Below are 22,189 nucleotides of genomic sequence, written 5' to 3'. Positions count from 1 at the left end.
CTGCATAGGCCCAAGTGAACCGTATTGGGTTTGTGGGAGACTTTTATTTAACTGATGTTACGTAGTAAGTGCATTTTGAGCATCTTCGCTACTACATGTTGTAGTCGATTTATAAATTATTAATAATCATTATATTAAACTATATATTGTTATTATTTCTCACGAAAATCAGCATCAAAACATAGGTGACTTTTATAAACTAAAATGTCTAAAATGAAGTGACCAAAACCACATTAAATGATCTAAATTGATCAAAATTTTACTCCACCAAAAACTATATACCAGTAATCAAATCATATACTTATAATTAAGGTCATTTAATGGAATAAATCTCGGTGACCTTGCCAAGGTTGGGGTCGGGAGTTCGAGTCTCCTTTCCCGCTCCAAATTCAAAAAGCCCTCATCGAAAGATGGGGGCTTTTTTATCTATCGCTTACACCAATCAAAATCAATCTATATTTATTCAGTATGTGGAACATGGTTTGAGTCAGGTTCCACAAATATGAATAAAAATTAAAATTGCGTTAATAGGTCACACGGACATAATCACGATATTCAGGTTTCCAGAAATTCGCTTCAATCGCATGTTCGAGCACTTCAACGCTGACATTTGGCGCAACACCATCAGCAATCGCAGCCAACGCGACTTTCAATGCAATTTTCTTCGAAATATCCTGTAAATAATCCAAACTTGGCAATAAATCAGCATTTGGATCTGCCAATTTTGGTGAACAGTCCGCCAATGCCGTACTAGATGCCATCAGCATATTTTCCGTCACACGTTTCGCCCCAGATGCAATCACACCCAGTCCAATCCCCGGGAAAATATAGGAGTTATTGCACTGTGAAATCTGATGAATCTTGCCATGATAATTCACTGGTGCAAATGGACTACCTGTCGCAATCAGGGCCTTACCTTTGGTCCACTCGATAATATCTGCAGGCACCGCTTCGACACGTGATGTCGGGTTAGATAGTGGCAACACAATAGGCTGTTCACAATTTGCAGCCATCGTTTCAATAACCTCTTGGCTAAACAGCCCCGGTTGTCCCGAAACCCCAATCAATACAGTCGGTTTGGCATGTGTAACCACATCCAGGAGTGAGATGACCGAATCTGCATTTGCCCAATGTGCGACGTTATCCGGTGCTTGCGCAAGCTTGCGTTGGAAATCTAAAAGATTCGGCTGATTTTCAGTAATTAAACCAAAGCGGTCGACCATAAACACCCGCGCACGTGCTTGAGCATCGGTTAAACCTTCCGCCACCATTTGCTTGATGATCTGTTCTGCAATCCCACAACCTGCTGAACCCGCCCCTAAGAAGGTGACGATTTGATCTTTGAGCTGCTTGCCTGCTGCACGTGATGCCGCAATTAAACTTCCGACAGACACTGCTGCTGTCCCTTGAATATCGTCATTGAAACAGCAAATTTTATCGCGATATTTTTCCAATAAAGGCATCGCATTTTTTTGTGCAAAGTCTTCAAATTGAATCAGCGCTTTTGGCCAACGTTGTTGAATGGCTTTAATCACGTCATCGACAAATTGATAATATTCTTCACCGCTGATACGAGGCTGACTCCAACCCATATAAATCGGGTCATTCAACAGCTGTTGGTTATTGGTTCCGACATCTAAAGTAATCGGCAATGTATAGGCTGGACTGATCCCACCACACGCGGTGTACAGTGACAACTTACCAATCGGAATCCCCATCCCCCCAATGCCTTGGTCACCAAGTCCAAGAATACGTTCACCGTCCGTAATAACAATCACTTTCACGTTCTTTTTATTCACGTTATGAATAATTTGGTCAATATGATCACGGTCAGGATATGAAATAAAAATCCCACGATGACGACGGTAAATGTCCGAGAAGCGCTGACAAGCCTCACCCACTGTTGGTGTATAGATGATCGGCATCATCTCACTGAGGTGATTTTCAATTAAGTGATAGAACAATGTTTCATTGGTGTCTTGAATATTGCGCAGGTAGATATGCTTATTGATATCACTATTAAATGCACAATATTGTTGATAAGAACGCTGACTTTGTTCTTCAATGCTTTCTGTGACGTGTGGAATTAAACCGTGCAAATTAAAGCTCTTACGTTCATCTTCATTAAACGCAGAACCTTTATTTAAAAGTGGGAGTTCTAAAAGTGTATTTCCGGCATAAGGAATATATAAAGGTCGTTTCGTTTTCAAATTTTCACTGGGCATTATTTAACTCGTTTAATTAATCTTTTGTTTCGCACTGCAAAAAGCGAAATGCACAAAAGTGACTATCTCGTTATTTGTTATAGCCTATCCTGATTCGAGCGCTTTGGGGCATTTAGTAAATTGATAGTAGTTTTAGTTAGATTTTATAATCTGATAACTCGATCATGCATCCAATCATCGCAACGCCTATTTTGGCTTAAATGTATACGACTTTTAGCGAATTTTAGAAAATAGCAAAAATAATTAATGATTAAATTTCAATCAATTAAATAAATTCAAAACAAAGCCTTAATTTTGGTAGGTCTTTGGTAGGTGTGAATTTAAAACATCCCTCGCAATACTCAGTTTAGGTGAGTATCACCCATAACAAATGACAATGAATGGTAGAAGGAATCGCACCATGGCTTTTAAAAATATTGCAGATCAAACAAACGGTTTTTACATCCCTTGTGTTTCACTTTTTGGCCCCGGCTGTGCTAAAGAAATTGGTGCAAAGGCACAAAATCTTGGCGCAAAGAAAGCGCTTATCGTGACCGATGCCGGTCTATACAAATTTGGTGTAGCAGATACGATTGCCGCATATTTAACTGAAGCTGGCGTAGAAAGTCACATCTTTCCGGGCGCAGAACCCAACCCAACTGACACCAACGTGCATAGCGGTGTAGATGCCTACAATGACAATGGCTGTGACTTTATTGTCTCTCTCGGCGGCGGCTCTTCTCATGACTGTGCCAAAGGCATTGGCTTAGTCACTGCAGGTGGTGGTCATATTCGTGACTATGAAGGCATCGATAAAAGCACAGTTCCAATGACTCCACTCATTGCGATTAATACCACCGCAGGTACGGCATCAGAAATGACCCGTTTCTGTATCATTACCAATACTGACACCCACGTTAAAATGGCGATTGTCGATTGGCGTTGTACCCCTCTTATCGCTATTGACGACCCGAAACTGATGATTGCGAAACCTGCGGCGCTCACTGCAGCAACCGGTATGGATGCATTAACACATGCGGTCGAAGCTTATGTTTCTACAGCAGCCAATCCTATTACCGATGCTTGTGCTGAAAAAGCCATTTCAATGATCAGTGAATGGCTCAGCCCTGCCGTCGCCAATGGCGAAAACCTAGAAGCACGTGATGCGATGAGCTATGCGCAGTACTTAGCAGGGATGGCATTTAACAATGCATCTTTAGGTTATGTCCACGCGATGGCTCACCAACTTGGCGGCTTCTACAACTTGCCACATGGCGTATGTAATGCCGTGCTGCTACCACACGTTTGCGAATTTAACCTGATCGCCTGCCCTGACCGCTATGCACGTATCGCACAGCTCATGGGTGTGCCAACCGACGGTTTAACGGTGACTGAAGCGGCTTATGCAGCGATTGCAGCAATCCGTGAACTCTCTGCTTCGATTGGCATTCCATCGAGCCTTTCTGAACTCGGTGTGAAAGAACAAGACCTCAGCATCATGTCTGAAAATGCGCAAAAAGATGCCTGCATGCTGACCAATCCACGTAAAGCGAATCATGCTCAAGTGGTTGATATTTTCAAGGCAGCGCTTAAAGCCAATGCTTCTGTGGTCGACTTCAAAGCGGCTGTTTAAGTTAAGCCCTCAAAGGTCTTCATGTTTAAGTGACCTAAGTGCCTACATTACCCTTTGAGTCTGGTGATGTAGGCTCAACTGAATCCATTTCACTTTTTATTTCAGGGAAGCGACTCTAGATTGGTCGTTTTCATACTGAGGTCACTCTTTTTTAGTTCGCATAACAGCATCGATTATTCATTTGACAAAAGCTTATGGCTCATCAAGGATAAAGCATAATGTCCAATAATATTGATGAGTATAATAATGAGCCATTCACATATTCAGTATCAGCCTGACATTTTGGGCGCAGGCTATGAACAAGCCACGCTGACCTTCCCGGATGATTATGAAGGCCCTGTGGTTGCCACACTGGTTCGCAAAAAAGCAGCGGCCCCCACCTCCAAAGCGGTGCTCTATATCCATGGCTTTATCGATTATTTTTTCCAAACCGAAATGGCGGAACGCTTTAATCAGCACGGTTTCGACTTTTATGCCTTGGATTTAAGAAAATATGGCCGCTCCATCCGCCCGCATCAAAAATACTATAATGTGCATGAACTATCTGAATACGATGCCGAAATAGATCAAGCCCTAACGATCATTGCAGATGAAGGTCACGATGCCTTACTGCTTTGTGGTCATTCAACGGGTGGATTAACCACCACCTTGTATGCGGCGCATCATCAAAATCATCCTTTAATTCAAGCCCTTTGGGTCAATAGCCCATTTTATGATTTCAACATGAATCCAGTGAAACGCGCACTGGGTATTCCACAGCTGAGTAAATTGGCAAAAACCTTTCCCAATTTAAAATTTCCAAGTGAACTGAATAAGTGGTACACCGCCAGCTTACACCGCGAACTCAAGGGTGAATGGGACTTCAATTTAGACTGGAAAAAGACCCGCTATCCAATGGTGTATTTAAGTTTCGTGCGGACAATTTATGAGGCTCAAAAAGAGATTCATCGAGGTATCAGCCTAGATGTACCGGTCTTGGTCATGCACTCGCATCAAACTAAAAATCCCAAAAAATGGGGTAAAGCAGCGCAGACCAGTGATGTGATTTTAGGTGTAAAAGACATCCAAAAATATGCCAAGAAAATTCAGGGCGATGTCACCATTCAAAGCATACACAATGGCTTGCATGATTTAGTGCTTTCGGAAAAAACCGCGCGTGAACAAGTCTATACCCAGCTCTTTCAATGGCTGGCCAATAAAGGTTTTTAACAGCCCGAATGACATTGCAACTTACTGTTTTAATTTCAACAAGGTCTGATGTACGGGATGCGATCTCGGCATCAGCTCAATCAGGCGTTCAACCGCATCGATAGCTTCAGGGAAACGCGCGACATGTTTGAGTAGAACATCCGTTTCCTTGGCATTAAAAATCGCTTGGCTTAATCGTGACTCAAGACAATCGCGCCATGCCCCTAAAAAAGGACTTTCGGTTTTGGCCAAGAAAACCCCTGAACATAGTTTCAACGCCGAATCGAGATAACCAGCATCTAAGGCTTGCTCGGCTTGCAAAAAATCGGCTTCGACTTGTGCCAATAGACGGTAAGGACGTGAGCCTAACATGCCGCCCAAAATATCGCGTAGCTGAGACATTTCTGCTTTTAAAGTCCCAACGCTCACCTTACGTTCACCATATAAGGCTTGATGCAAAGTATCTAAGGTCATGCCTTGCGGACATAGCGCCAAGATGGTCAAAATTTCAATTTGCCGTGGGGTCAGCACCATCACTTTGCCATTAAATAACACTTGCGGCACAGCAAAGGCCCGAATGTACAAATGCTGTTTTTGAAAATCAAGTAAAGCCGATTGAATAATCGAAGCGCAGCGTTCAGCCGCAAGTAGCCCTAAACTATTGTGGTTTTTCCACACGGTGGATAAATCAACCACACCTAAAATTTGCTGTGTGTGTGGATCGATAATCGGTGCTGCATAGCAGACCCATTCATGTACAGACGGCATATAATGTTCATTTGAAAACACACAACTCGACTGTTGGGTTTTTAGAGACAACGCTAAAGCATTGGTTCCGACCAATTCTTCGCGCCATTGCCCACCTGCAATAAAATGCACACTTTCCGCAGCACTTTGCATTTGCCGACTCGACGCACTCCAAATAATCGTGCTACCTATATCGCCCACGGCAAGTACCATCGACGACTGTTCGGCAATGTGTTTTAAATCTTCGGCACAATGTTGCAACGCATGATGCAATGCCGACTGTTGTTGACTTTGAGGGCTTAAATTTACCAAAGGCGCAGCACTCCGATTTTCCGGAATTTCTGCCTGCGCCGATCGCTGCCAAGAACTCGCAATGCTCTCATTCAATTGCGAGCTTTGCTGCTTTGACAGACTCATGCCCTGCCTTAACCGTTCGACATTCTGTCGTTTTTCAGATAAATCCTTCTGTATCATCATTCATTATTCTCACAACAATTCATGACTAAAAATCCGTTTCCCGGCTTTTGTTTTTAAGACTGAAAAAAAATATTGTAAACCTTCTTGTCTCCAACCTTTTTCCAACCTTATACAGGCTATGCTAATCAAATAATGTACAAAAGTACCTTATACCAAAGCTGTAGATTGCCACAGATGGGCAGCCCAACAAGATCATAATAAACAAGCAAAGGAAAATTCATATGCGTTATGTCGATCCTAATCAACCCGGTTCAAAAGTTCAGTTTAAAGCTCAGTATGAAAACCTGATTGGTGGCCAATGGGTCGCGCCAGTGAAAGGTGAATACTTTGAAAATATCTCCCCTGTAGACGGTAAAGTTTTTACCAAAGTGCCACGTTCTTCTGCTGAAGATATCGAATTGGCTTTGGATGCAGCGCATAAAGCCAAAACCCAATGGAATGCCTCTTCCCCAACCACACGCTCAAATATTTTATTAAAAATTGCCGATCGACTTGAAGAAAACCTAGAGCTCCTTGCTGTCGCAGAAACATGGGACAACGGTAAACCGATTCGTGAAACCTTAGCCGCTGATATTCCACTCTGTATCGATCACTTCCGTTATTTTGCCGGCTGTATCCGTGCCCAAGAAGGCGGCATTTCTGAAATTGATGAAAATACCATTGCTTACCATTTCCATGAGCCACTTGGTGTGGTCGGACAAATTATTCCGTGGAATTTCCCAATCTTAATGGCAGCTTGGAAACTAGCTCCAGCATTGGCTGCGGGTAACTGCATCGTGTTGAAACCTGCGGAGCAAACACCTGTCAGCATCTTGGTCTTGGCTGAACTCATTCAAGACCTACTCCCACCGGGCGTGCTGAATATTGTGAATGGTTATGGTGTTGAAGTCGGTCGTCCATTGGCGACCAATCCACGCATCTCAAAAATCGCCTTCACCGGTTCAACCGCTGTGGGTCAAATGATCATGCAATATGCCACTGAAAATATCATTCCTGTGACATTGGAACTCGGTGGTAAATCACCGAACATTTTCTTTGAAGACATCATGGACAAAGACGATGAATTCTTAGATAAAACGCTCGAAGGTTTTGCCATGTTTGCGCTGAACCAAGGTGAAATCTGTACCTGTCCTTCACGTGCATTGGTACAAGAAAGCATTGCTGATCGATTCTTGGAAATGGCAGTAGAACGTGTGAAACGTATTAAGACGGGTCATCCACTCGATACAGATACCATGATTGGTGCACAGGCATCGCAAGAGCAGCAAGACAAAATTTTAGGCTGTATCGCTACAGGTAAAAATGAAGGTGCACAGCTCATTACTGGTGGTGACCCACGAAATGAAGTCGGTACAGGTTTCTATATTGAGCCAACGATTTTTAAAGGCACCAATGACATGAAGATTTTCCAAGAGGAAATCTTCGGCCCTGTGCTTTCAGTAGCAACCTTTAAAGACTTTGATGATGCCATTAAAATTGCCAATGACACGATTTATGGTCTAGGTGCAGGGGTTTGGTCGCGTTCAGCGCATACTTCATATCGTGCGGGTCGTGCTATTCAGGCAGGTCGTGTATGGACCAACTGTTATCATATCTACCCTGCACACGCAGCATTCGGTGGCTACAAAAAATCAGGGATCGGCCGTGAAAATCACAAAATGATGCTTGATCATTATCAACAAACCAAAAACCTCTTGGTGAGCTATGACACCAAGCCGATGGGCTTCTTCTAAGTCTTGATTTGAGTTAGATCATAAAAAAGCGAATCGAGGTTCGCTTTTTTCAATTTTTTTAAATGCTCCATACATGTATCACCAAGCGTTACTGTCCTTGTAAAGCATCCTCTACAAAATGTAGATGATCTACACCCCAATACAGCTCATCATTCACAAACCAACTTGGCGCCCCAAACACACCACGTGCAATGGCTTCTTCGGTAATAACTTTAAGCTCAGACTTTACTTTTTCATCTTCAAGCCATGATTTAACCTGCGCTACCTCCAATCCAAGCTCCTGCATCAATTGAATTAATTCATTGAGATCATTTAAATTGCGTGGCTGACCAAACATTGCGTTAAAAATACCCGTCAGTACATTGAGAAATAGTTCAGGCTGAAATAATTGGACTGCGGTTATCAAACGCATCAACTGCAAAGTATTGATCGGAAAATACGGATTCATCTGTACTGGTATCTGCCATAGCTTTGCCCAACGTTGAAGATCAATCATGGAATAACGTGCCTTCGCAGGTACCGCCATTGGGCTACTATTGCCTGTGGCTTTAAACACTCCACCGAGTAGCATCGGCTTCCAAATCAGCTCGGCTTGATACTGCTGTGCAATCTGTTGAATGCGATGAAAACCGATATAACTATATGGGCTGCCGACATCAAAATAAAATTCAATGACTTTCATGTTTTTCGTCCTTTTTTTGCTTATTTTCCTAACTGATGTTACGCACGTAAAAGTAACATCGTATTTTTTAAATGATTTTTAAGCCGATTTGACGGAGTCTTACATCCAGGGTTTAAATAAAGGGATTAGCCTTCGGCTGGAGGTACTTTTGTTTCGGCAAAAGTACCCAAAACCATTGTCATCCGCAAAACTCGTTCACTAGCGTCTAATTATTCAAAGTATCGCAAAAACATTTTTGAATAGATGTAGTCCTGTCTCAAACACTTGCGGATGACCTTACCGCGTATCGTTCTTTTATTTGAATCAAATTACGCTTACCAGCGTTCCATCCACGGTCGCAGATCTAATTCATGCGTCCATGCATCTCGTGGTTGCTGTGAGAGATGCCAATAATTTTCTGCAATATGTATGGGATTTAAAATACCATTTTGCGCTTTTTTTGCGTACAAATCGGGAAAAGTCTCTTTAATAAAGTCGGTATCAATCGCCCCATCAACCACCACATGCGCCACATGAATATTTCTAGGCCCTAGTTCACGTGCCATGCTTTGTGCCAAGGCACGAAGCGCATGTTTTGCGCCAGCAAAAGCGGCAAAGCCAGCCGCACCACGAACCCCTGCCGTCGCACCCGTAAAAATGATCGTGCCAGATTCACGGCTCACCATGCGTTTTGCCACTTCCCGACCCGTTAAAAATGCCGAGAAACATGCCATTTCCCATATTTTGAAATATTTACGTGCGGTTTCTTCCAAAATACTACATGGCACATTGGCACCGATATTAAAAACCATGACCTCAATCGGGCCAATGTTTGATTCAATGTGCTCGATGAGTTCAATCACTTGCTCTTCTTTTCGAGCATCCGAACCAAAGCCAAAAGCAGTCCCTCCCTGCGCTTGAATTTCAGCAATTAAAGGCTGTAATTTATCGACATTGCGCCGCGTCATACACGCAGTATAGCCACCACGAGCAAAGCGTTTGGCAATTTCACCGCCGGTGGCATCTCCTGCACCAATGATCAATGCCACACCTTTGACAGGCTTAGATATATGATTATTTTCCATGACGATCTCCTCGTGCTGGATAGTTTTTATATTCCATGTGCGATCAATTTTATTGAATAACGATCGTTACTATAACGAATACTATGTTATAGTTAATTTATCGTCAATCATAATTTTTTGGGGTCATGCATATGCGCTATAAACCCGAATACAAACAACAAAAACGACAAGAATTGCTCAACATTACGGGGCAAATTGCGAAAAAAAATGGCTTTGCTGCAACAGGTGTTGACGGCTTAATGAAAGCTGCAGGTGTAACTAGTGGCGCATTCTATTCACATTTTTCGTCAAAACAGGATTTACTCAAAGCATTGGTTGAATATGAATTGCAGCAAAGCTTTAACATGTGGCAAAGCAACCCGCATCATAATGCAGCCGACTGGATTAATTTTGAATTAGACCGTTACTTAACCCCTTCCCACCTTGAACATCCTGAACAAGGCTGTGTTTTGCCGACACTTGCGACCGAAGTAGCTCGTGCAGATGACACGATTAAACAGGCCTATGAAAAGGAATTACTGCGCGGTCATGCTTTATTTAGCGCACATTTGGCGAGTGAGGAAAAAGCTTGGGCCATGATGTCCCAACTGGTCGGTGCGGTTTTAATTGCACGGGCAATGCATGATCCCGAATTACAAAAAAGCATTTTGCAGGCCAATAAAATGGTCATTCAAGATTATTTGGCCGCGCACTCAGCTGCATAAGTGACGATTATTTTATGTGATCCTTCATGTAGTTATGCGATTAAACGCTTCCGACAAACTGTCAGCTTCCTTTGGCTTAATTATTCAATATCCGTATAAGGTTGCCAATTTTTATGCTTTTCAATCGCTTAAAGATTGGGCATAAATGGCATAATTCAAATAAAGTCCTCTTTTCAAGGTTCTGACGACTGTGTATAACAATGAGCCATTAAAGGAAAATGATAAGCATAGGCAAAGAACGCAAAAAAACGTTAGACTATGCAACAATCAATGCAAGTAAATGTCATTCGAGACAAACAAAAAGGTGAAGATTGATGCCGCTCAATACTGTTGAAGAGCTCGTAGCTGATATTCGTGCAGGAAAAATGGTCATCCTGATGGATGATGAAGATCGTGAAAATGAAGGCGACCTTGTTATCGCTGCGACCCACGTACGCCCTGAAGATATCAACTTCATGATTACGCATGCGCGTGGTCTTGTGTGCTTAACGCTCAGCAAAGAGCGTTGCCAACAGTTAAATCTACCACTCATGGTAGATGCCAATGGTGCACAGCACGGCACCAACTTTACCTTGTCGATTGAAGCAGCAAATGGAATTTCAACAGGCATCTCACCTGCTGAACGTGCGCACACCATTCAAACAGCGGTGGCTGCACATGCTAAACCTGCGGATATCGTACAGCCAGGCCATATTTTCCCGCTCATGGCGCAGCCTGGTGGCGTTCTTCACCGTGCAGGCCATACTGAAGCGGGCTGTGACTTATCGCGTTTAGCAGGTCTTGAACCAGCTTCAGTGATTTGTGAAATCATCAATGAAGACGGCACTATGGCACGTCGCCCTGATCTTGAAGTGTTTGCTGAAAAACATGGCTTAAAAATGGGGACGATTGCGGACTTAATTCACTACCGCATGACCAATGAGCAAACCGTTGAGCGCATTGATCAACAAACTTTAGATACTGAATATGGTACTTTTGAATTGTTCCGTTACCGTGAAATTGGTAATCCAGACATTCATTTGGCACTGGTTAAAGGCGAACCGAAACAAGGCGTAACCACGGTCCGTGTACATGGTTTCAGCCCGGTTCGTGACTTATTAAAACTCAATAAACAAGATGGCGCTCCGGCGTGGAATCTCGATAAAGCACTCAAAGAAATCGCATCCAGCGATCGTGGTGTTTTAGTATGGATTGGTCAGCGTCATTTACAGGACTTAGGCCCTGCTTTAGAAAATTTAACTGCACCGAAAAATGTTAAATCCAATGCGGCACTGTCTCAGCAGTATCAAACCATTGGTGTCGGCGCACAAATTTTACGTGATTTAGGCGTGGAAAAAATGAAGCTTCTCAGCTCGCCACTACGCTTTAATGCACTATCAGGTTTTAACTTAGAAGTGGTGGAATACATCACCGCAAATCAAACATCAGAGAAATAATCGAGGTTGCTATGGCAGTTCGCCGTATTGAAGGTATGTTACATCTCGCGAACGAAGACCGTTATGCGATTTTAGTTGGTCGTTTTAATAGCTTTGTTGTTGAACATTTGCTAGAAGGTGCCGTTGATACATTGAAACGTCATGGCGTATCAGAGGATAATATCACTGTTGTTCATGCACCGGGTGCTTGGGAACTTCCTGTGGTTGCGAAGAAACTTGCAGCTTCAGGTCGTTTCGATGCCATCATCGCGCTTGGCGCAGTGATTCGTGGTAGCACGCCTCACTTCGATTTTGTTGCTGGCGAATGTGCCAAAGGTTTAGGCGTTGTTGGTCTAGACACTGGCTTACCAGTAATTAATGGTGTATTGACTACGGATAGTATTGAACAAGCGATTGAACGCTCAGGTACAAAAGCAGGCAATAAAGGTAGTGAAGCTGCCTTGACTGCTATTGAAATGGTTAACTTGTTAAAGGCTATTTAACGCTATGTCGCAAACACTTCAAGCAACTTATGCAGCAAAACGTAAAGCACGTCGCTTTGCTGTACAAGGAATTTATGAATGGCAAATGAGCCGTAATCCTGTCCATGAGATTGAAGCACGTACACGTGTGGATAATGCCATGCACAAGGTCGACCTCGGCTATTACCACGAGTTATTGACCGAGGTTGTTGCCAATCATGAAGCATTGGATGCGCTTTTAATCCCTGTACTCGATCGTGAAGTAGACGCTTTAGATGGTGTTGAACTTGCAACACTTCGTCTTGGTGCATATGAACTCAAAGAACATCTTGAGATTCCATATCGCGTCGTGTTAGATGAAGCGATCGAGTTAGCTAAACATTTTGGCGGTGCAGACAGCCACAAATACATCAATGGTGTATTGGATCGTTTAGCGACTACATTGCGTGCAGCAGAAAAACAACAAGCTAATTAATTTTTTAAGTAGTACGTTGTATGGCTGAGTTCTCGATCATTGATACCTATTTTAATCGACAGAATATCAATTCTGTCGATTTAGGGGTCGGTGATGACTCAGCCTTGCTCACCCCTCCTCCACAGCAACAATTGGTCATCTGTGCCGATACACTGGTTGCTGGGCGTCACTTCCCCCTCGACACAAACCCACATGCCATAGGCTGGAAATCTGTTGCCGTCAATCTCTCTGATATTGCCGCAATGGGTGCCAAACCACACAGTATTTTATTGGCATTGAGCCTACCCCAAATTGATCATGACTGGCTCAAAGGCTTTAGTCAGGGTTTATATGATTGTTGCGATCAATTTGGTGTGAGTTTAATTGGTGGTGATACCACACAAAGTCCTCATCTGACGATTTCAGTCACAGCCCTCGGCTGGGTTGAATCGGGACAAGCCGTCCCGCGTTCAGGTGCCCAAATCGGTGATTATATCTGCGTCAGCGGACAAGTCGGTGATGCTGCATTTGGCTTAAACCATTTAGGTCATCGCTTACAACGCCGTTTAGATTATCCCACACCCCGTTGCTTATTAGGCCAACAGCTCAAAGGCTTAGCCAACAGTATGATTGATGTCTCTGATGGGCTCGCACAAGATTTAGGACATATCCTCGCTGCTTCACACGTCGGTGCAGAAATTGAATTAGATCAACTTCCTATCGATCACGATGTAAAACAATTACAACAAGAAAAGCAGTGGCAATACGCCCTCGCGGGTGGAGATGATTATGAGTTATGCTTTACAATAAGTCCGCAGAATTATAAAAAACTTCTGCAACTAGAATTAGATGTAAACATTAGTAAAATCGGTCAAATCACCCCTAATTTGGGAATCCGTTATAACAACCACGGTGTTGACCAAGTCATAAAATTTAAGGGATACCAGCATTTTGCATAAGCCAGCCATTAACTTTAAATCCATGTCTTGGTTTAACCGAGTCATCGCCTTTTGTGGCGTGGGATTTGGTTCGGGTCTTGCACCCAAAGCACCGGGCACCTTTGGCTCTGCTTTTGCTTTGTTGTTTATTCCAGGTTGGCTTGCAATCGGCTTTTTCAACTCCATTATAGTCATGATCCTCATGTCGATTATTGGGATCTATATTTGTGGTCAAACCGCCAAAGTCATGGGTGTCCATGACGATGGCCGCATCGTATGGGATGAATTTGCCGGTCAGTCCATTACCTTCCTCCCAATTTTATATCTTGGGCAAATGAGCTGGACTTGGGCATTGATTGGTTTTGCTTTATTCCGTTTATTTGATGTCTGGAAACCGTGGCCTATTCGTGTCATTGACCGTCAAGTCGGTGGTGGCTTTGGCATCATGTTTGACGACATTATTGCAGGTCTTTGGGCCGCGCTTTGCATCTGTATTTATTTTTATATTTTGTCTATGTAATAGAAACACCTAGGATTAAACATGTCTACTAGCGTTATTATTCTTGCTGCAGGTAAAGGGACACGTATGCGTTCTCGTTTACCCAAAGTATTACAACCACTCGCAGGACAACCCCTACTTGGCCATGTCATCAACACGGCGAAAAAACTAAATGCAGAAGAAATAATTACCATTTATGGGCATGGCGGTGAATTGGTTCAAAACGCGTTTGCACATGAAAATGTCAAATGGGTTGAACAAGCAGAACAATTGGGTACAGGCCATGCAGTCAAAGTGACTCTGCCTGTCCTAGCAAAAACCGGTATTTCTTTGATTCTCTCGGGTGATGTACCTTGCATCACTGAAGCAACATTACAAAAACTATTAGATGCATCTGCTCAAACAGGTATTGGCTTAGTAACCCTAACGGTTAATGATGCGACAGGTTATGGTCGTATTGTACGTGAAAATGGCAAAATTCAAGCCATTGTTGAACACAAAGATGCCTCTGAAGAACAACGTAAAATCAAAGAATTTAATACCGGTATTTATGCCGTAAGTAATGCAAAATTGCACGAATGGTTGCCAAAATTAAGCAACAACAATGCGCAAGGTGAATATTACCTGACCGATATCGTTGCCATGGCAATTGCTGACGGTCTCGAAGTTGCATCTGTTGAACCAGAACGTGCGTTCGAAGTGGAAGGTGTCAATGACCGCGTACAATTGGCTGCCCTTGAACGTGAATTTCAAGCATTCCAAGCTAAACAACTAATGCAACAAGGCGTTCACCTGATTGATCCTGCACGTTTCGATTTACGTGGCACACTGACTGTTGGTCAAGATGTCCGTATCGATATTAACGTGATTATTGAAGGTGATGTTGAACTCGGTGATAACGTTGAAATTGGTGCAGGTTGTATCATTAAAAACACCAAGATTGCGGCAGGTACTAAAGTTCAACCATATAGCGTTTTTGACAGCGCCATTGTTGGTGAAGACGCTCAAATCGGTCCATTTGCACGTTTACGCCCAGGCGCAAAATTGGCCAATGAAGTGCATATTGGTAACTTTGTTGAAGTTAAAAATACCACTGTCGGGTTAGGCTCAAAAGCCAACCACTTTACCTATTTAGGTGATGCAGAAGTCGGTGCAGGTTCAAACATTGGCGCAGGCACCATTACCTGCAACTATGATGGCGCAAACAAATTTAAAACCATTATCGGTGACTCAGCCTTCATCGGCTCAAATAGCTCATTAGTCGCTCCTGTCACCATTGGTCATGGTGCAACAGTGGGTGCTGGCTCAACCATTACACGTGACGTGGCAGACAATAGCCTTGCGGTAGAACGCTCGAAGCAATTTGCCAAAGAAAACTATCAACGTCCACAAAAATTGAAGAAATAAGAGGATTAAATTATGTGCGGTATTGTCGGTGGCGTTGCAGAACGTAGTATTACCAATATTTTAATTGAAGGCTTAAAGCGTCTTGAATATCGTGGCTATGACTCTGCAGGTTTAGCGCTGATTAATAAAGGCCACGTTCTACGTGAACGTCGCGTAGGTAAAGTTGCAAATCTTGAACAAGCCGTTGAAGAAGCAGATATCGCAGGTTCGGTCGGTATTGCACATACGCGCTGGGCAACCCATGGTAAACCAACTGAAAATAATGCCCATCCGCATATTTCAGGCAATGTGGCTGTTGTTCATAACGGTATTATTGAAAACTATCAAAAGCTTAAAGATGATCTAGAAGCGCTTGGTTATGTTTTTACCTCACAAACCGATACAGAAGTTGTTGCGCATTTAGTCAATGACGCTTTAAAAAGCACTCCGAGTCTTTTGGAAGCGGTTAAAAGTGTCGTGCCTCAGCTCAAAGGTGCTTATGCACTGGGTATCGTACATACCGACCATCCTGATGAATTAATCACGGTGCGTGAAGGTTCACCTCTTGTGATTGGTGTCGGTATTGGCGAGAACTTTATTAGCTCAGATCAATTGGCACTTTTACCGATTACCAACCGTTTTATCTACCTTGAAGAAGGTGATATTGCACGTTTGACACGTCATACCATTGAAGTATTCGTCGATGGTAAATTAGTGAATCGACCAATCAAAGAGCTTGATGCGACTGTAAGCAATGCTTCAAAAGGTGAATATAAACACTATATGCTCAAAGAAATTTATGAGCAGCCTGAAGCGATTAAGCAAACGATTTCACAAGCATTAAATGGTAATGCGCTTCGTGATGATTTCCTTGCCAATGCAGCTCAAGATTTCAGCCAGATTCAACAAGTGCAAATCATCGCATGTGGTACCAGCTACCATGCCGGCATGATTGCCAAATATTGGTTTGAACAACTGATTGATGTGCCTTGCCAAGTCGAAATTGCCAGTGAATTCCGTTATCGCTCGCCTGTGATTGTGAATAACACACTGTATGTTTGTATTTCTCAATCGGGCGAAACAGCCGATACTTTAGCTGCACTGCGTGATACGCAAAAACGTGCAGCAGCGAAAAGCTTGAATATCACCACCATGACCATTTGCAACGTGGCAACCTCGTCGATGGTACGTGAAACCAACTACAGTTTGTTGACACTCGCAGGCCCTGAAATTGGTGTTGCTTCGACCAAAGCCTTTACCACACAGCTTGCGGCACTGATGCTATTGGTATTGAAAATTGGTCAAATTAAGCAAAGCATTTCAACTGACCGTGTCTCTGAAATTATTGCCGCGCTTTGGCATACACCAAAAGTGATTTTAGATACTTTACAAAATAATGCTGAGATTCTACGTCTATCAGAATTATTTGTTGAAAAAAATCACTGCCTATTCTTGGGTCGTGGAACTGAGTTCCCTATCGCTCTTGAAGGTGCTTTGAAACTTAAAGAGATTTCATATATCCACGCAGAAGGTTATGCGGCTGGTGAATTAAAACATGGTCCATTGGCACTGGTAGATAATGATATGCCTGTGGTGATTCTTGCTCCACAAGATGACATGTTAGATAAACTCAAATCGAATATGGAAGAAGTTCAAGCACGTGGTGGTGAGTTGTTTGTTTTTGCAGATGAAAATAGCGGCATCAAAGCGAAAGATCGTCAACACGTGGTTTATGTACCAAGTGTGAATGAAATCTTGGCGCCGATTGTGTATAGCATTCCAGTACAACTGCTCTCATACCATGTTGCAGTGCTGCGTGGAACAGATGTCGATCAGCCACGTAACTTGGCGAAGTCTGTGACGGTGGAATAATACCCCAATGTAAAAAAGGAGCCTCTGTATGAGAGTAATAAAGTTTCATACTGAGTAATGAAGTCTCATACTGAGTAATAAAGTGTAATACTGAATTGCTCAAAAAATCCACACAAGCTATGCTCTAAACAGCATGATGTGTGGATTTTTTTATGGCTAACTTTAAGAACACACAAAATCATGAACTCAAAATTCAAAAATGGATTAAAGAAGGACGAGGACAGGGTTTTGGAAATAACTATAAGCCTTGGCTCACAATTCGAGATGTGAGTTCAGAAGGTCGATCTCACCGAGTTTTTGGTCATAAAAGCCAAAGAACTCATCACCTTCTCTCTGATCTAGAACTATCTGCTTTTCTATTACTGGAATGGCATTCCTCTACTATGGATATTCGAGAACAATATCCATTAGACCTAGAACAAACTCTAGAAATTGCGGAGAAAATTGGAATCTCTCACCCTAGATTTGGGAAACACTATCAAATCATGACAAGCGATTTTTTAGTGGTTACACATAATTCAATAACACCTAAATTTGTAGTTCAGGTTAAATATTCAAGTGCTCTTAATGACCCACGCACCATAGAAAAAATAGAAATTGAACGACAATATTGGAAACAGCTAAACATACCTTTTTATATTTTTACCGAGCACCAAGTTCCTAAAACTGTCAGCCAAAACATTCAATGGTTATACAGTTCAATAAATACTATGCAACTGAGTGAACAAAATACGCTAGATAAACTTCACTTTTATGCAGATATTTTCATTAAAAATAAATCTAAAAAGATTAATGAATTAGCGAGAATTATTGATCAAAAATATCATTTTGAGTTAGGACAATCGCTAAGAGAAATTAGAGACTTGCTTGCTCAAAGGTATTTCATATTTGATCTGAATATTTCTTTTAAGGATTTGAATACAGATCATATTCGATTGGGCGAGCTTAATATTTGGAATGAGGTACTTCATGCTGAAAATCAATGAAGTATTAAGTTTTGAAAGCTCTTTATTTAGGATTTTAACGATCCTACCTTACTCTGTGATTTGGATTCGTCTTGACCTTGAAAATGCTTTTCCAATCGAACTTAGTAGAACAGAAATATTAAAAGGTTTGGAAGATGGCAATATTGAAAGAGCAATAGACCCACATGAGTCACTTGCTTTCATTCAGGCTGAGAAGGAATCTATACAAGAAATAAAACGTGACCAAAATTATGCTCTTATTTATCCCCTGATCTCTCATGAATTCTTTTATATCCCAGCTCAAAGAGGAAAAATAGTTAGTGAAATCATGAATCAACATAAAGTCACCAAACAAACTATTTATCGCTTAGCTCGCAGATATTGGCAAAGAGGACAAACTCCTAATGCATTACTTCCTGATTACAGAAATAGTGGAGCTAAAGGTCAAAAAAGAACGGCTAAAGACAAAAAATTAGGTCGGCCTCGTATCTATAATAGTGAACAAGGAATTAATGTTAATGAAGACATTGAAAAACTTTTTTATCGCACCATTAAATTATTCTTTTTAAAAGACAATAAACATTCACTTCCATTTGTATATCGGAAATTTCAAACCACTTATAAAAATTTCTATCCAGATATAGCAGAATCAGATATTCCGACAATATGGCAGTTCAAGTATTACTACGAAAAAGAATTCAAAAAAATTGAAAGTATAAAAGCTCGTATTGGTACCTCAAACTACCGTAAGGACTATCGCCCTTTGCAATCAACGTCTAACTCTCAAGCCTTAGGTCCTGGAGCACGTTATGAAATTGATGCCACGATTGCCGATATTTATCTAGTTTCAAACTCAAATCCTGAAAGTATTGTTGGTAGACCCACTATTTACTTCGTGATTGACGTCTTCAGTCGTTTAGTCGCAGGATTTTATATAGGTTTTGAATCACCTTCATATTTAGCTGCAATACAAGCATTGAATATAGCGATGACCGATAAGGTTAAGTATTGTGCTGAGTATGGAATCTCAATTCAGCCAGAAGATTGGCCAGCAGTCGGTCTACCTGATGCTTTACTCGCGGATCGAGGAGAATTATTAGGCTATCAAATTGAAGCCTTAGAAAAAACATTCGCTGTAAGACTCGAAAATGCACCAGCGAGACGTGGTGATGCTAAAGGCATCGTGGAACAAGCTTTCAATACGTATCAAGCTTATTTCAAAAAAGAAGGTAAAGGAAAAGGTGTTGTTGACGGCAGTACTGTAAAAAAGACTGGTGGTCGTGATTACCGTCAAGATGCCACATTAAATATTCACCAATTTACTGAAATCATTCTTGCCTGCATCATCTCGCACAATCAATTTCATGTATTAAAAACATATGACCGTGAAGCAGATATGCCCAATGATTTACCAACCATTCCTTTACATTTATGGAATTGGGGTATTCAAAATAGAACTGGAAAATTGAGAAATGTTCCAGAGGAAGCTCTCAGAATCGCATTATTACCACGCACTAAAATAACAATATCAGACTTAGGCATCAAAGCATTTGGTCTTTACTACCTAGCGAAAGAAGTACTTGATCTTGGTTGGTTGCATCGTAAAACAGGAAGTTCTCGTCCCCAAAACCTTGAAGCTGCATATGATCCTTACACAATGAACAAAATTTATATTTTTCCAAAAGATAATAGTCTTGAATATTGGATAGGGTCTCTCTCCGATCGGTCGAGAGAATTCTTGGATTGTACTTTGTGGGAAATCAAAGAAAAACAAAAAGCGCAAAAAGAAAGCCTTATACAGCATGAGTTAGAAGCATCAAAAAAACGAAGAGAGCTTGAAGCTTTTATCACTAAGAAACTTAAAACCAAAAATGTGAATAGCCCAATTAAACCATCTCAACGAATCGCTGAAATAACTGAAAATAAAGCAAAAGAAAAAAATAGTGAACGCAAAGCTAAGGTAAAAAAGCAAAAAATAGTGCATACAAACATTATTCCAATGCCTAAACTGAAAACCTCAATTAAGCCTCAAGATGCTGAAGCAGTTCATTATCCAGACTTAACAGACGAATTATTTGGTGAGGATGACTAAATGACTTTGCCATTAAATTTTATTCAAGCACGCTACACTCCTAGTTTTGGTGAATATAAACACAATCCATTTATTGAAGCTCTACCACCAATCATGCAAGAAATTGCAGATATCAAAGCTAATCTGATTGGTAAAGTTGACTTTAACCCAGAAGATATTCTGAGATCTAAGAACGAAAGAATTCATCTTTCATCTCAACTTCTTCATCAGTTTTTTCAACCCATTACTCGGCATATTTCATTAGAGCAAAAAATTGCAATATTAATTCGCCAAGGCTATGTCGGGCGTAATATTGCTGATGGAAAATTGCACCAACACTTGCAAAATGGTTATGAGCGTATTATGTCGGGAGACATTAATGCCTTTAGATTTGATGCACCAACATCTACAGCTTTAAGCTATTCACTGATTGGTTGTTCAGGCAGTGGTAAAAGCACAACGTTACAGCGCATTCTGAACCTTTATCCTCAAGTGATTTACCATGAAAAATACAACTTCACTCAACTCGTTTATCTCAAAATAGACTGCCCTCATGACGGCTCATTAAAAAATTTATGTTTGCATTTCTTTAAAGCGATTGATGTTGCATTGGGAACAGATTTTGAAAGAAAAGTGGCCTTAAAAAGATTAGGAATCGAAGCTTTACTCAACTATATGCGTCAAATTACCAATACCTACGCTATTGGTGTTCTCGTTATAGACGAAATCCAACATCTGAGTGTTAAAAATTCAGGTGGTGCTGAAAAAATGCTGAACTTCTTTGTCACCTTAATCAATGTTGTAGGTTTGCCAGTGGTTATGGTCGGCACACCTAAAGCTAAATTTATATTCGATGGTGATCTGCGTTCAGCACGTCGTGGGGCTGGTTTCGGGGCTGTTATATGGGAACCTATGAAGAATACTCCCTCATTATCAAATACCACGACGAGAACAGAATGGATGGCTTTCACCAATGCCCTTTGGAAATACCAATGGCTAACTAATAAAGAACAACTGAGTGAAGAAATTCGAGACTGTTGGTATGAACTCTCTCAAGGCGTACTAGATATAGTCGTCAAACTTTTTGTTTTGGCTCAATGCCGAGCGATCATGACCGGACTAGAAAGAATAACTCCTAGTTTGCTTAGACAAGTCTATGAGGATGAACTCAAATTTGTCCACCCAATGATAGAAGCGCTCAAGTCTGGAGATCCTAATCGCATCGCACTTTATTCCGACTTAACTATTCCATATGTGGACAAAACATTACTTCTACTTCAGAAAAAAATAGAAGAAGAACAAGAAAAAGTTGAACAATACAATGGAAACACACATGCACAAAGATTGCATAACCTATTGATTGCCACTGGATATCCAGAATCTAAAGTAATCTCTGCAATCAAAAAAGCTTTTATCGACTTCCCTCATCTTAATATGCAAGAACTCATGCCTATCGTTTCGAATTGGCTCACTGAAGTTGAGGCAGATAAAGAAACCAAACCTGAAAAAATGAATTCCAAAAAAATAAAGCAGAGCGAATGGATGACCTTACCGTCAGATGATTTAAGGTTTCAGTTTTCTCAAAAGCAAAAATCCCAAAATTTTTATGACGTTCTTCAATCAAGCGAATTAATTTTTGATACTCAAACTTGGGTGCAATCAATGTAATAGTGGA

The 22,189-nt window shown here is 41.5% G+C and carries 18 protein-coding genes; 14 read left to right on the top strand and 4 right to left on the bottom strand.

Going from position 1 to position 22,189, the window contains the following annotated elements:
- Positions 1 to 524 precede the first annotated feature (524 nt).
- The gene (locus tag FTV11_RS05135) at positions 525 to 2,225 is read right to left on the bottom strand and encodes an NAD-dependent malic enzyme (RefSeq protein WP_180003556.1); all 1,701 of its coding nucleotides are present in this window, start codon (positions 2,223 to 2,225) and stop codon (positions 525 to 527) included.
- Between the two features lie 400 nt (positions 2,226 to 2,625).
- Between FTV11_RS05135 and FTV11_RS05130 the strand changes: the two genes are divergently transcribed.
- Both FTV11_RS05130 and FTV11_RS05125 read left to right on the top strand, forming a co-directional pair.
- Positions 2,626 to 3,837 (top strand): iron-containing alcohol dehydrogenase, encoded by a 1,212-nt coding sequence (locus tag FTV11_RS05130; protein ID WP_168378850.1) that lies wholly within the window; start codon positions 2,626 to 2,628, stop codon positions 3,835 to 3,837.
- Between the two features lie 246 nt (positions 3,838 to 4,083).
- Positions 4,084 to 5,046 carry an alpha/beta hydrolase gene (locus tag FTV11_RS05125; protein ID WP_180026161.1) on the top strand — a complete coding sequence of 321 codons (963 nt, stop codon included), beginning with the start codon at positions 4,084 to 4,086 and terminating at the stop codon, positions 5,044 to 5,046.
- A 21-nt stretch (positions 5,047 to 5,067) separates the two neighbouring features.
- Here the strand turns inward: FTV11_RS05125 and FTV11_RS05120 are convergent, their stop codons facing one another.
- Positions 5,068 to 6,249: a transcriptional regulator gene (locus FTV11_RS05120; RefSeq protein ID WP_180073539.1), complete on the bottom strand. Its 1,182-nt coding sequence runs from the start codon at positions 6,247 to 6,249 to the stop codon at positions 5,068 to 5,070.
- Positions 6,250 to 6,470: 221 nt separating this feature from the next.
- Between FTV11_RS05120 and FTV11_RS05115 the strand changes: the two genes are divergently transcribed.
- Positions 6,471 to 7,982: an aldehyde dehydrogenase family protein gene (locus FTV11_RS05115; protein ID WP_180073538.1), complete on the top strand. Its 1,512-nt coding sequence runs from the start codon at positions 6,471 to 6,473 to the stop codon at positions 7,980 to 7,982.
- A gap of 88 nt (positions 7,983 to 8,070) precedes the next feature.
- On the opposite strand, the gene FTV11_RS05110 is transcribed toward FTV11_RS05115, so the two are convergent.
- The gene (locus FTV11_RS05110; protein ID WP_180073537.1) at positions 8,071 to 8,664 is read right to left on the bottom strand and encodes a 2-hydroxychromene-2-carboxylate isomerase; all 594 of its coding nucleotides are present in this window, start codon (positions 8,662 to 8,664) and stop codon (positions 8,071 to 8,073) included.
- A 314-nt stretch (positions 8,665 to 8,978) separates the two neighbouring features.
- Positions 8,979 to 9,728, bottom strand: coding sequence for an SDR family oxidoreductase (locus FTV11_RS05105; protein WP_180073536.1), 750 nt, complete (start codon positions 9,726 to 9,728; stop codon positions 8,979 to 8,981).
- A 131-nt stretch (positions 9,729 to 9,859) separates the two neighbouring features.
- Between FTV11_RS05105 and FTV11_RS05100 the strand changes: the two genes are divergently transcribed.
- The 11 genes from FTV11_RS05100 (at position 9,860) to FTV11_RS05050 (ending at position 22,182) form a co-directional block, all read left to right on the top strand.
- Positions 9,860 to 10,432, top strand: a complete 573-nt coding sequence (locus tag FTV11_RS05100) for a TetR/AcrR family transcriptional regulator (protein WP_180073535.1) — start codon at positions 9,860 to 9,862, stop codon at positions 10,430 to 10,432.
- A gap of 314 nt (positions 10,433 to 10,746) precedes the next feature.
- Positions 10,747 to 11,868: a bifunctional 3,4-dihydroxy-2-butanone-4-phosphate synthase/GTP cyclohydrolase II gene (ribBA, locus tag FTV11_RS05095; protein ID WP_078191533.1), complete on the top strand. Its 1,122-nt coding sequence runs from the start codon at positions 10,747 to 10,749 to the stop codon at positions 11,866 to 11,868.
- 11 nt (positions 11,869 to 11,879) lie between these two features.
- Entirely contained in the window at positions 11,880 to 12,350 is a 471-nt protein-coding gene (gene ribE, locus FTV11_RS05090) for a 6,7-dimethyl-8-ribityllumazine synthase (protein WP_180073534.1), read from the top strand.
- Positions 12,351 to 12,354: 4 nt separating this feature from the next.
- The gene (gene nusB / locus FTV11_RS05085; RefSeq protein WP_078191534.1) at positions 12,355 to 12,804 is read left to right on the top strand and encodes a transcription antitermination factor NusB; all 450 of its coding nucleotides are present in this window, start codon (positions 12,355 to 12,357) and stop codon (positions 12,802 to 12,804) included.
- Between the two features lie 20 nt (positions 12,805 to 12,824).
- Positions 12,825 to 13,742, top strand: coding sequence for a thiamine-phosphate kinase (gene thiL / locus FTV11_RS05080; RefSeq protein WP_180073533.1), 918 nt, complete (start codon positions 12,825 to 12,827; stop codon positions 13,740 to 13,742).
- A 22-nt stretch (positions 13,743 to 13,764) separates the two neighbouring features.
- Positions 13,765 to 14,241 carry a phosphatidylglycerophosphatase A gene (locus FTV11_RS05075; protein WP_180003656.1) on the top strand — a complete coding sequence of 159 codons (477 nt, stop codon included), beginning with the start codon at positions 13,765 to 13,767 and terminating at the stop codon, positions 14,239 to 14,241.
- A gap of 21 nt (positions 14,242 to 14,262) precedes the next feature.
- Positions 14,263 to 15,627, top strand: coding sequence for a bifunctional UDP-N-acetylglucosamine diphosphorylase/glucosamine-1-phosphate N-acetyltransferase GlmU (gene glmU / locus FTV11_RS05070; RefSeq protein ID WP_180073532.1), 1,365 nt, complete (start codon positions 14,263 to 14,265; stop codon positions 15,625 to 15,627).
- 12 nt (positions 15,628 to 15,639) lie between these two features.
- A complete protein-coding gene (gene glmS, locus FTV11_RS05065) occupies positions 15,640 to 17,478 on the top strand; it encodes a glutamine--fructose-6-phosphate transaminase (isomerizing) (RefSeq protein WP_168378860.1) in 1,839 nt (612 codons plus the stop codon).
- Positions 17,479 to 17,630: 152 nt separating this feature from the next.
- The gene (locus FTV11_RS05060) at positions 17,631 to 18,464 is read left to right on the top strand and encodes a TnsA endonuclease N-terminal domain-containing protein (protein WP_180073531.1); all 834 of its coding nucleotides are present in this window, start codon (positions 17,631 to 17,633) and stop codon (positions 18,462 to 18,464) included.
- Complete coding sequence (locus tag FTV11_RS05055; protein ID WP_180073530.1) at positions 18,448 to 20,535, top strand: DDE-type integrase/transposase/recombinase; 2,088 nt, start codon at positions 18,448 to 18,450, stop codon at positions 20,533 to 20,535. Before FTV11_RS05060 ends, FTV11_RS05055 begins: the two co-directional genes overlap by 17 nt.
- Positions 20,536 to 22,182, top strand: a complete 1,647-nt coding sequence (locus FTV11_RS05050) for an AAA family ATPase (RefSeq protein WP_180073529.1) — start codon at positions 20,536 to 20,538, stop codon at positions 22,180 to 22,182.
- The last annotated feature ends 7 nt before the right edge of the window (positions 22,183 to 22,189 follow it).

Source organism: Acinetobacter sp. YH12231 (assembly GCF_013417755.1).
GTDB lineage: Bacteria > Pseudomonadota > Gammaproteobacteria > Pseudomonadales > Moraxellaceae > Acinetobacter > Acinetobacter amyesii.
The sequence above is the reverse complement of the archived record's forward strand: the minus strand, read 5'-3'. Positions and strand labels throughout refer to the sequence as shown.

Bases quoted from the DNA above. Each gene is read 5' to 3' on its own strand.
- FTV11_RS05135 (WP_180003556.1), bottom strand. From the start codon at position 2,225: ATGCCCAGTGAAAATTTGAAAACGAAACGACCTTTATATATTCCTTAT.
- FTV11_RS05130 (WP_168378850.1), top strand. From the start codon at position 2,626: ATGGCTTTTAAAAATATTGCAGATCAAACAAACGGTTTTTACATCCCT.
- FTV11_RS05125 (WP_180026161.1), top strand. From the start codon at position 4,084: ATGAGCCATTCACATATTCAGTATCAGCCTGACATTTTGGGCGCAGGC.
- FTV11_RS05120 (WP_180073539.1), bottom strand. From the start codon at position 6,249: ATGATGATACAGAAGGATTTATCTGAAAAACGACAGAATGTCGAACGG.
- FTV11_RS05115 (WP_180073538.1), top strand. From the start codon at position 6,471: ATGCGTTATGTCGATCCTAATCAACCCGGTTCAAAAGTTCAGTTTAAA.
- FTV11_RS05110 (WP_180073537.1), bottom strand. From the start codon at position 8,664: ATGAAAGTCATTGAATTTTATTTTGATGTCGGCAGCCCATATAGTTAT.
- FTV11_RS05105 (WP_180073536.1), bottom strand. From the start codon at position 9,728: ATGGAAAATAATCATATATCTAAGCCTGTCAAAGGTGTGGCATTGATC.
- FTV11_RS05100 (WP_180073535.1), top strand. From the start codon at position 9,860: ATGCGCTATAAACCCGAATACAAACAACAAAAACGACAAGAATTGCTC.
- ribBA (WP_078191533.1), top strand. From the start codon at position 10,747: ATGCCGCTCAATACTGTTGAAGAGCTCGTAGCTGATATTCGTGCAGGA.
- ribE (WP_180073534.1), top strand. From the start codon at position 11,880: ATGGCAGTTCGCCGTATTGAAGGTATGTTACATCTCGCGAACGAAGAC.
- nusB (WP_078191534.1), top strand. From the start codon at position 12,355: ATGTCGCAAACACTTCAAGCAACTTATGCAGCAAAACGTAAAGCACGT.
- thiL (WP_180073533.1), top strand. From the start codon at position 12,825: ATGGCTGAGTTCTCGATCATTGATACCTATTTTAATCGACAGAATATC.
- FTV11_RS05075 (WP_180003656.1), top strand. From the start codon at position 13,765: ATGTCTTGGTTTAACCGAGTCATCGCCTTTTGTGGCGTGGGATTTGGT.
- glmU (WP_180073532.1), top strand. From the start codon at position 14,263: ATGTCTACTAGCGTTATTATTCTTGCTGCAGGTAAAGGGACACGTATG.
- glmS (WP_168378860.1), top strand. From the start codon at position 15,640: ATGTGCGGTATTGTCGGTGGCGTTGCAGAACGTAGTATTACCAATATT.
- FTV11_RS05060 (WP_180073531.1), top strand. From the start codon at position 17,631: ATGGCTAACTTTAAGAACACACAAAATCATGAACTCAAAATTCAAAAA.
- FTV11_RS05055 (WP_180073530.1), top strand. From the start codon at position 18,448: ATGCTGAAAATCAATGAAGTATTAAGTTTTGAAAGCTCTTTATTTAGG.
- FTV11_RS05050 (WP_180073529.1), top strand. From the start codon at position 20,536: ATGACTTTGCCATTAAATTTTATTCAAGCACGCTACACTCCTAGTTTT.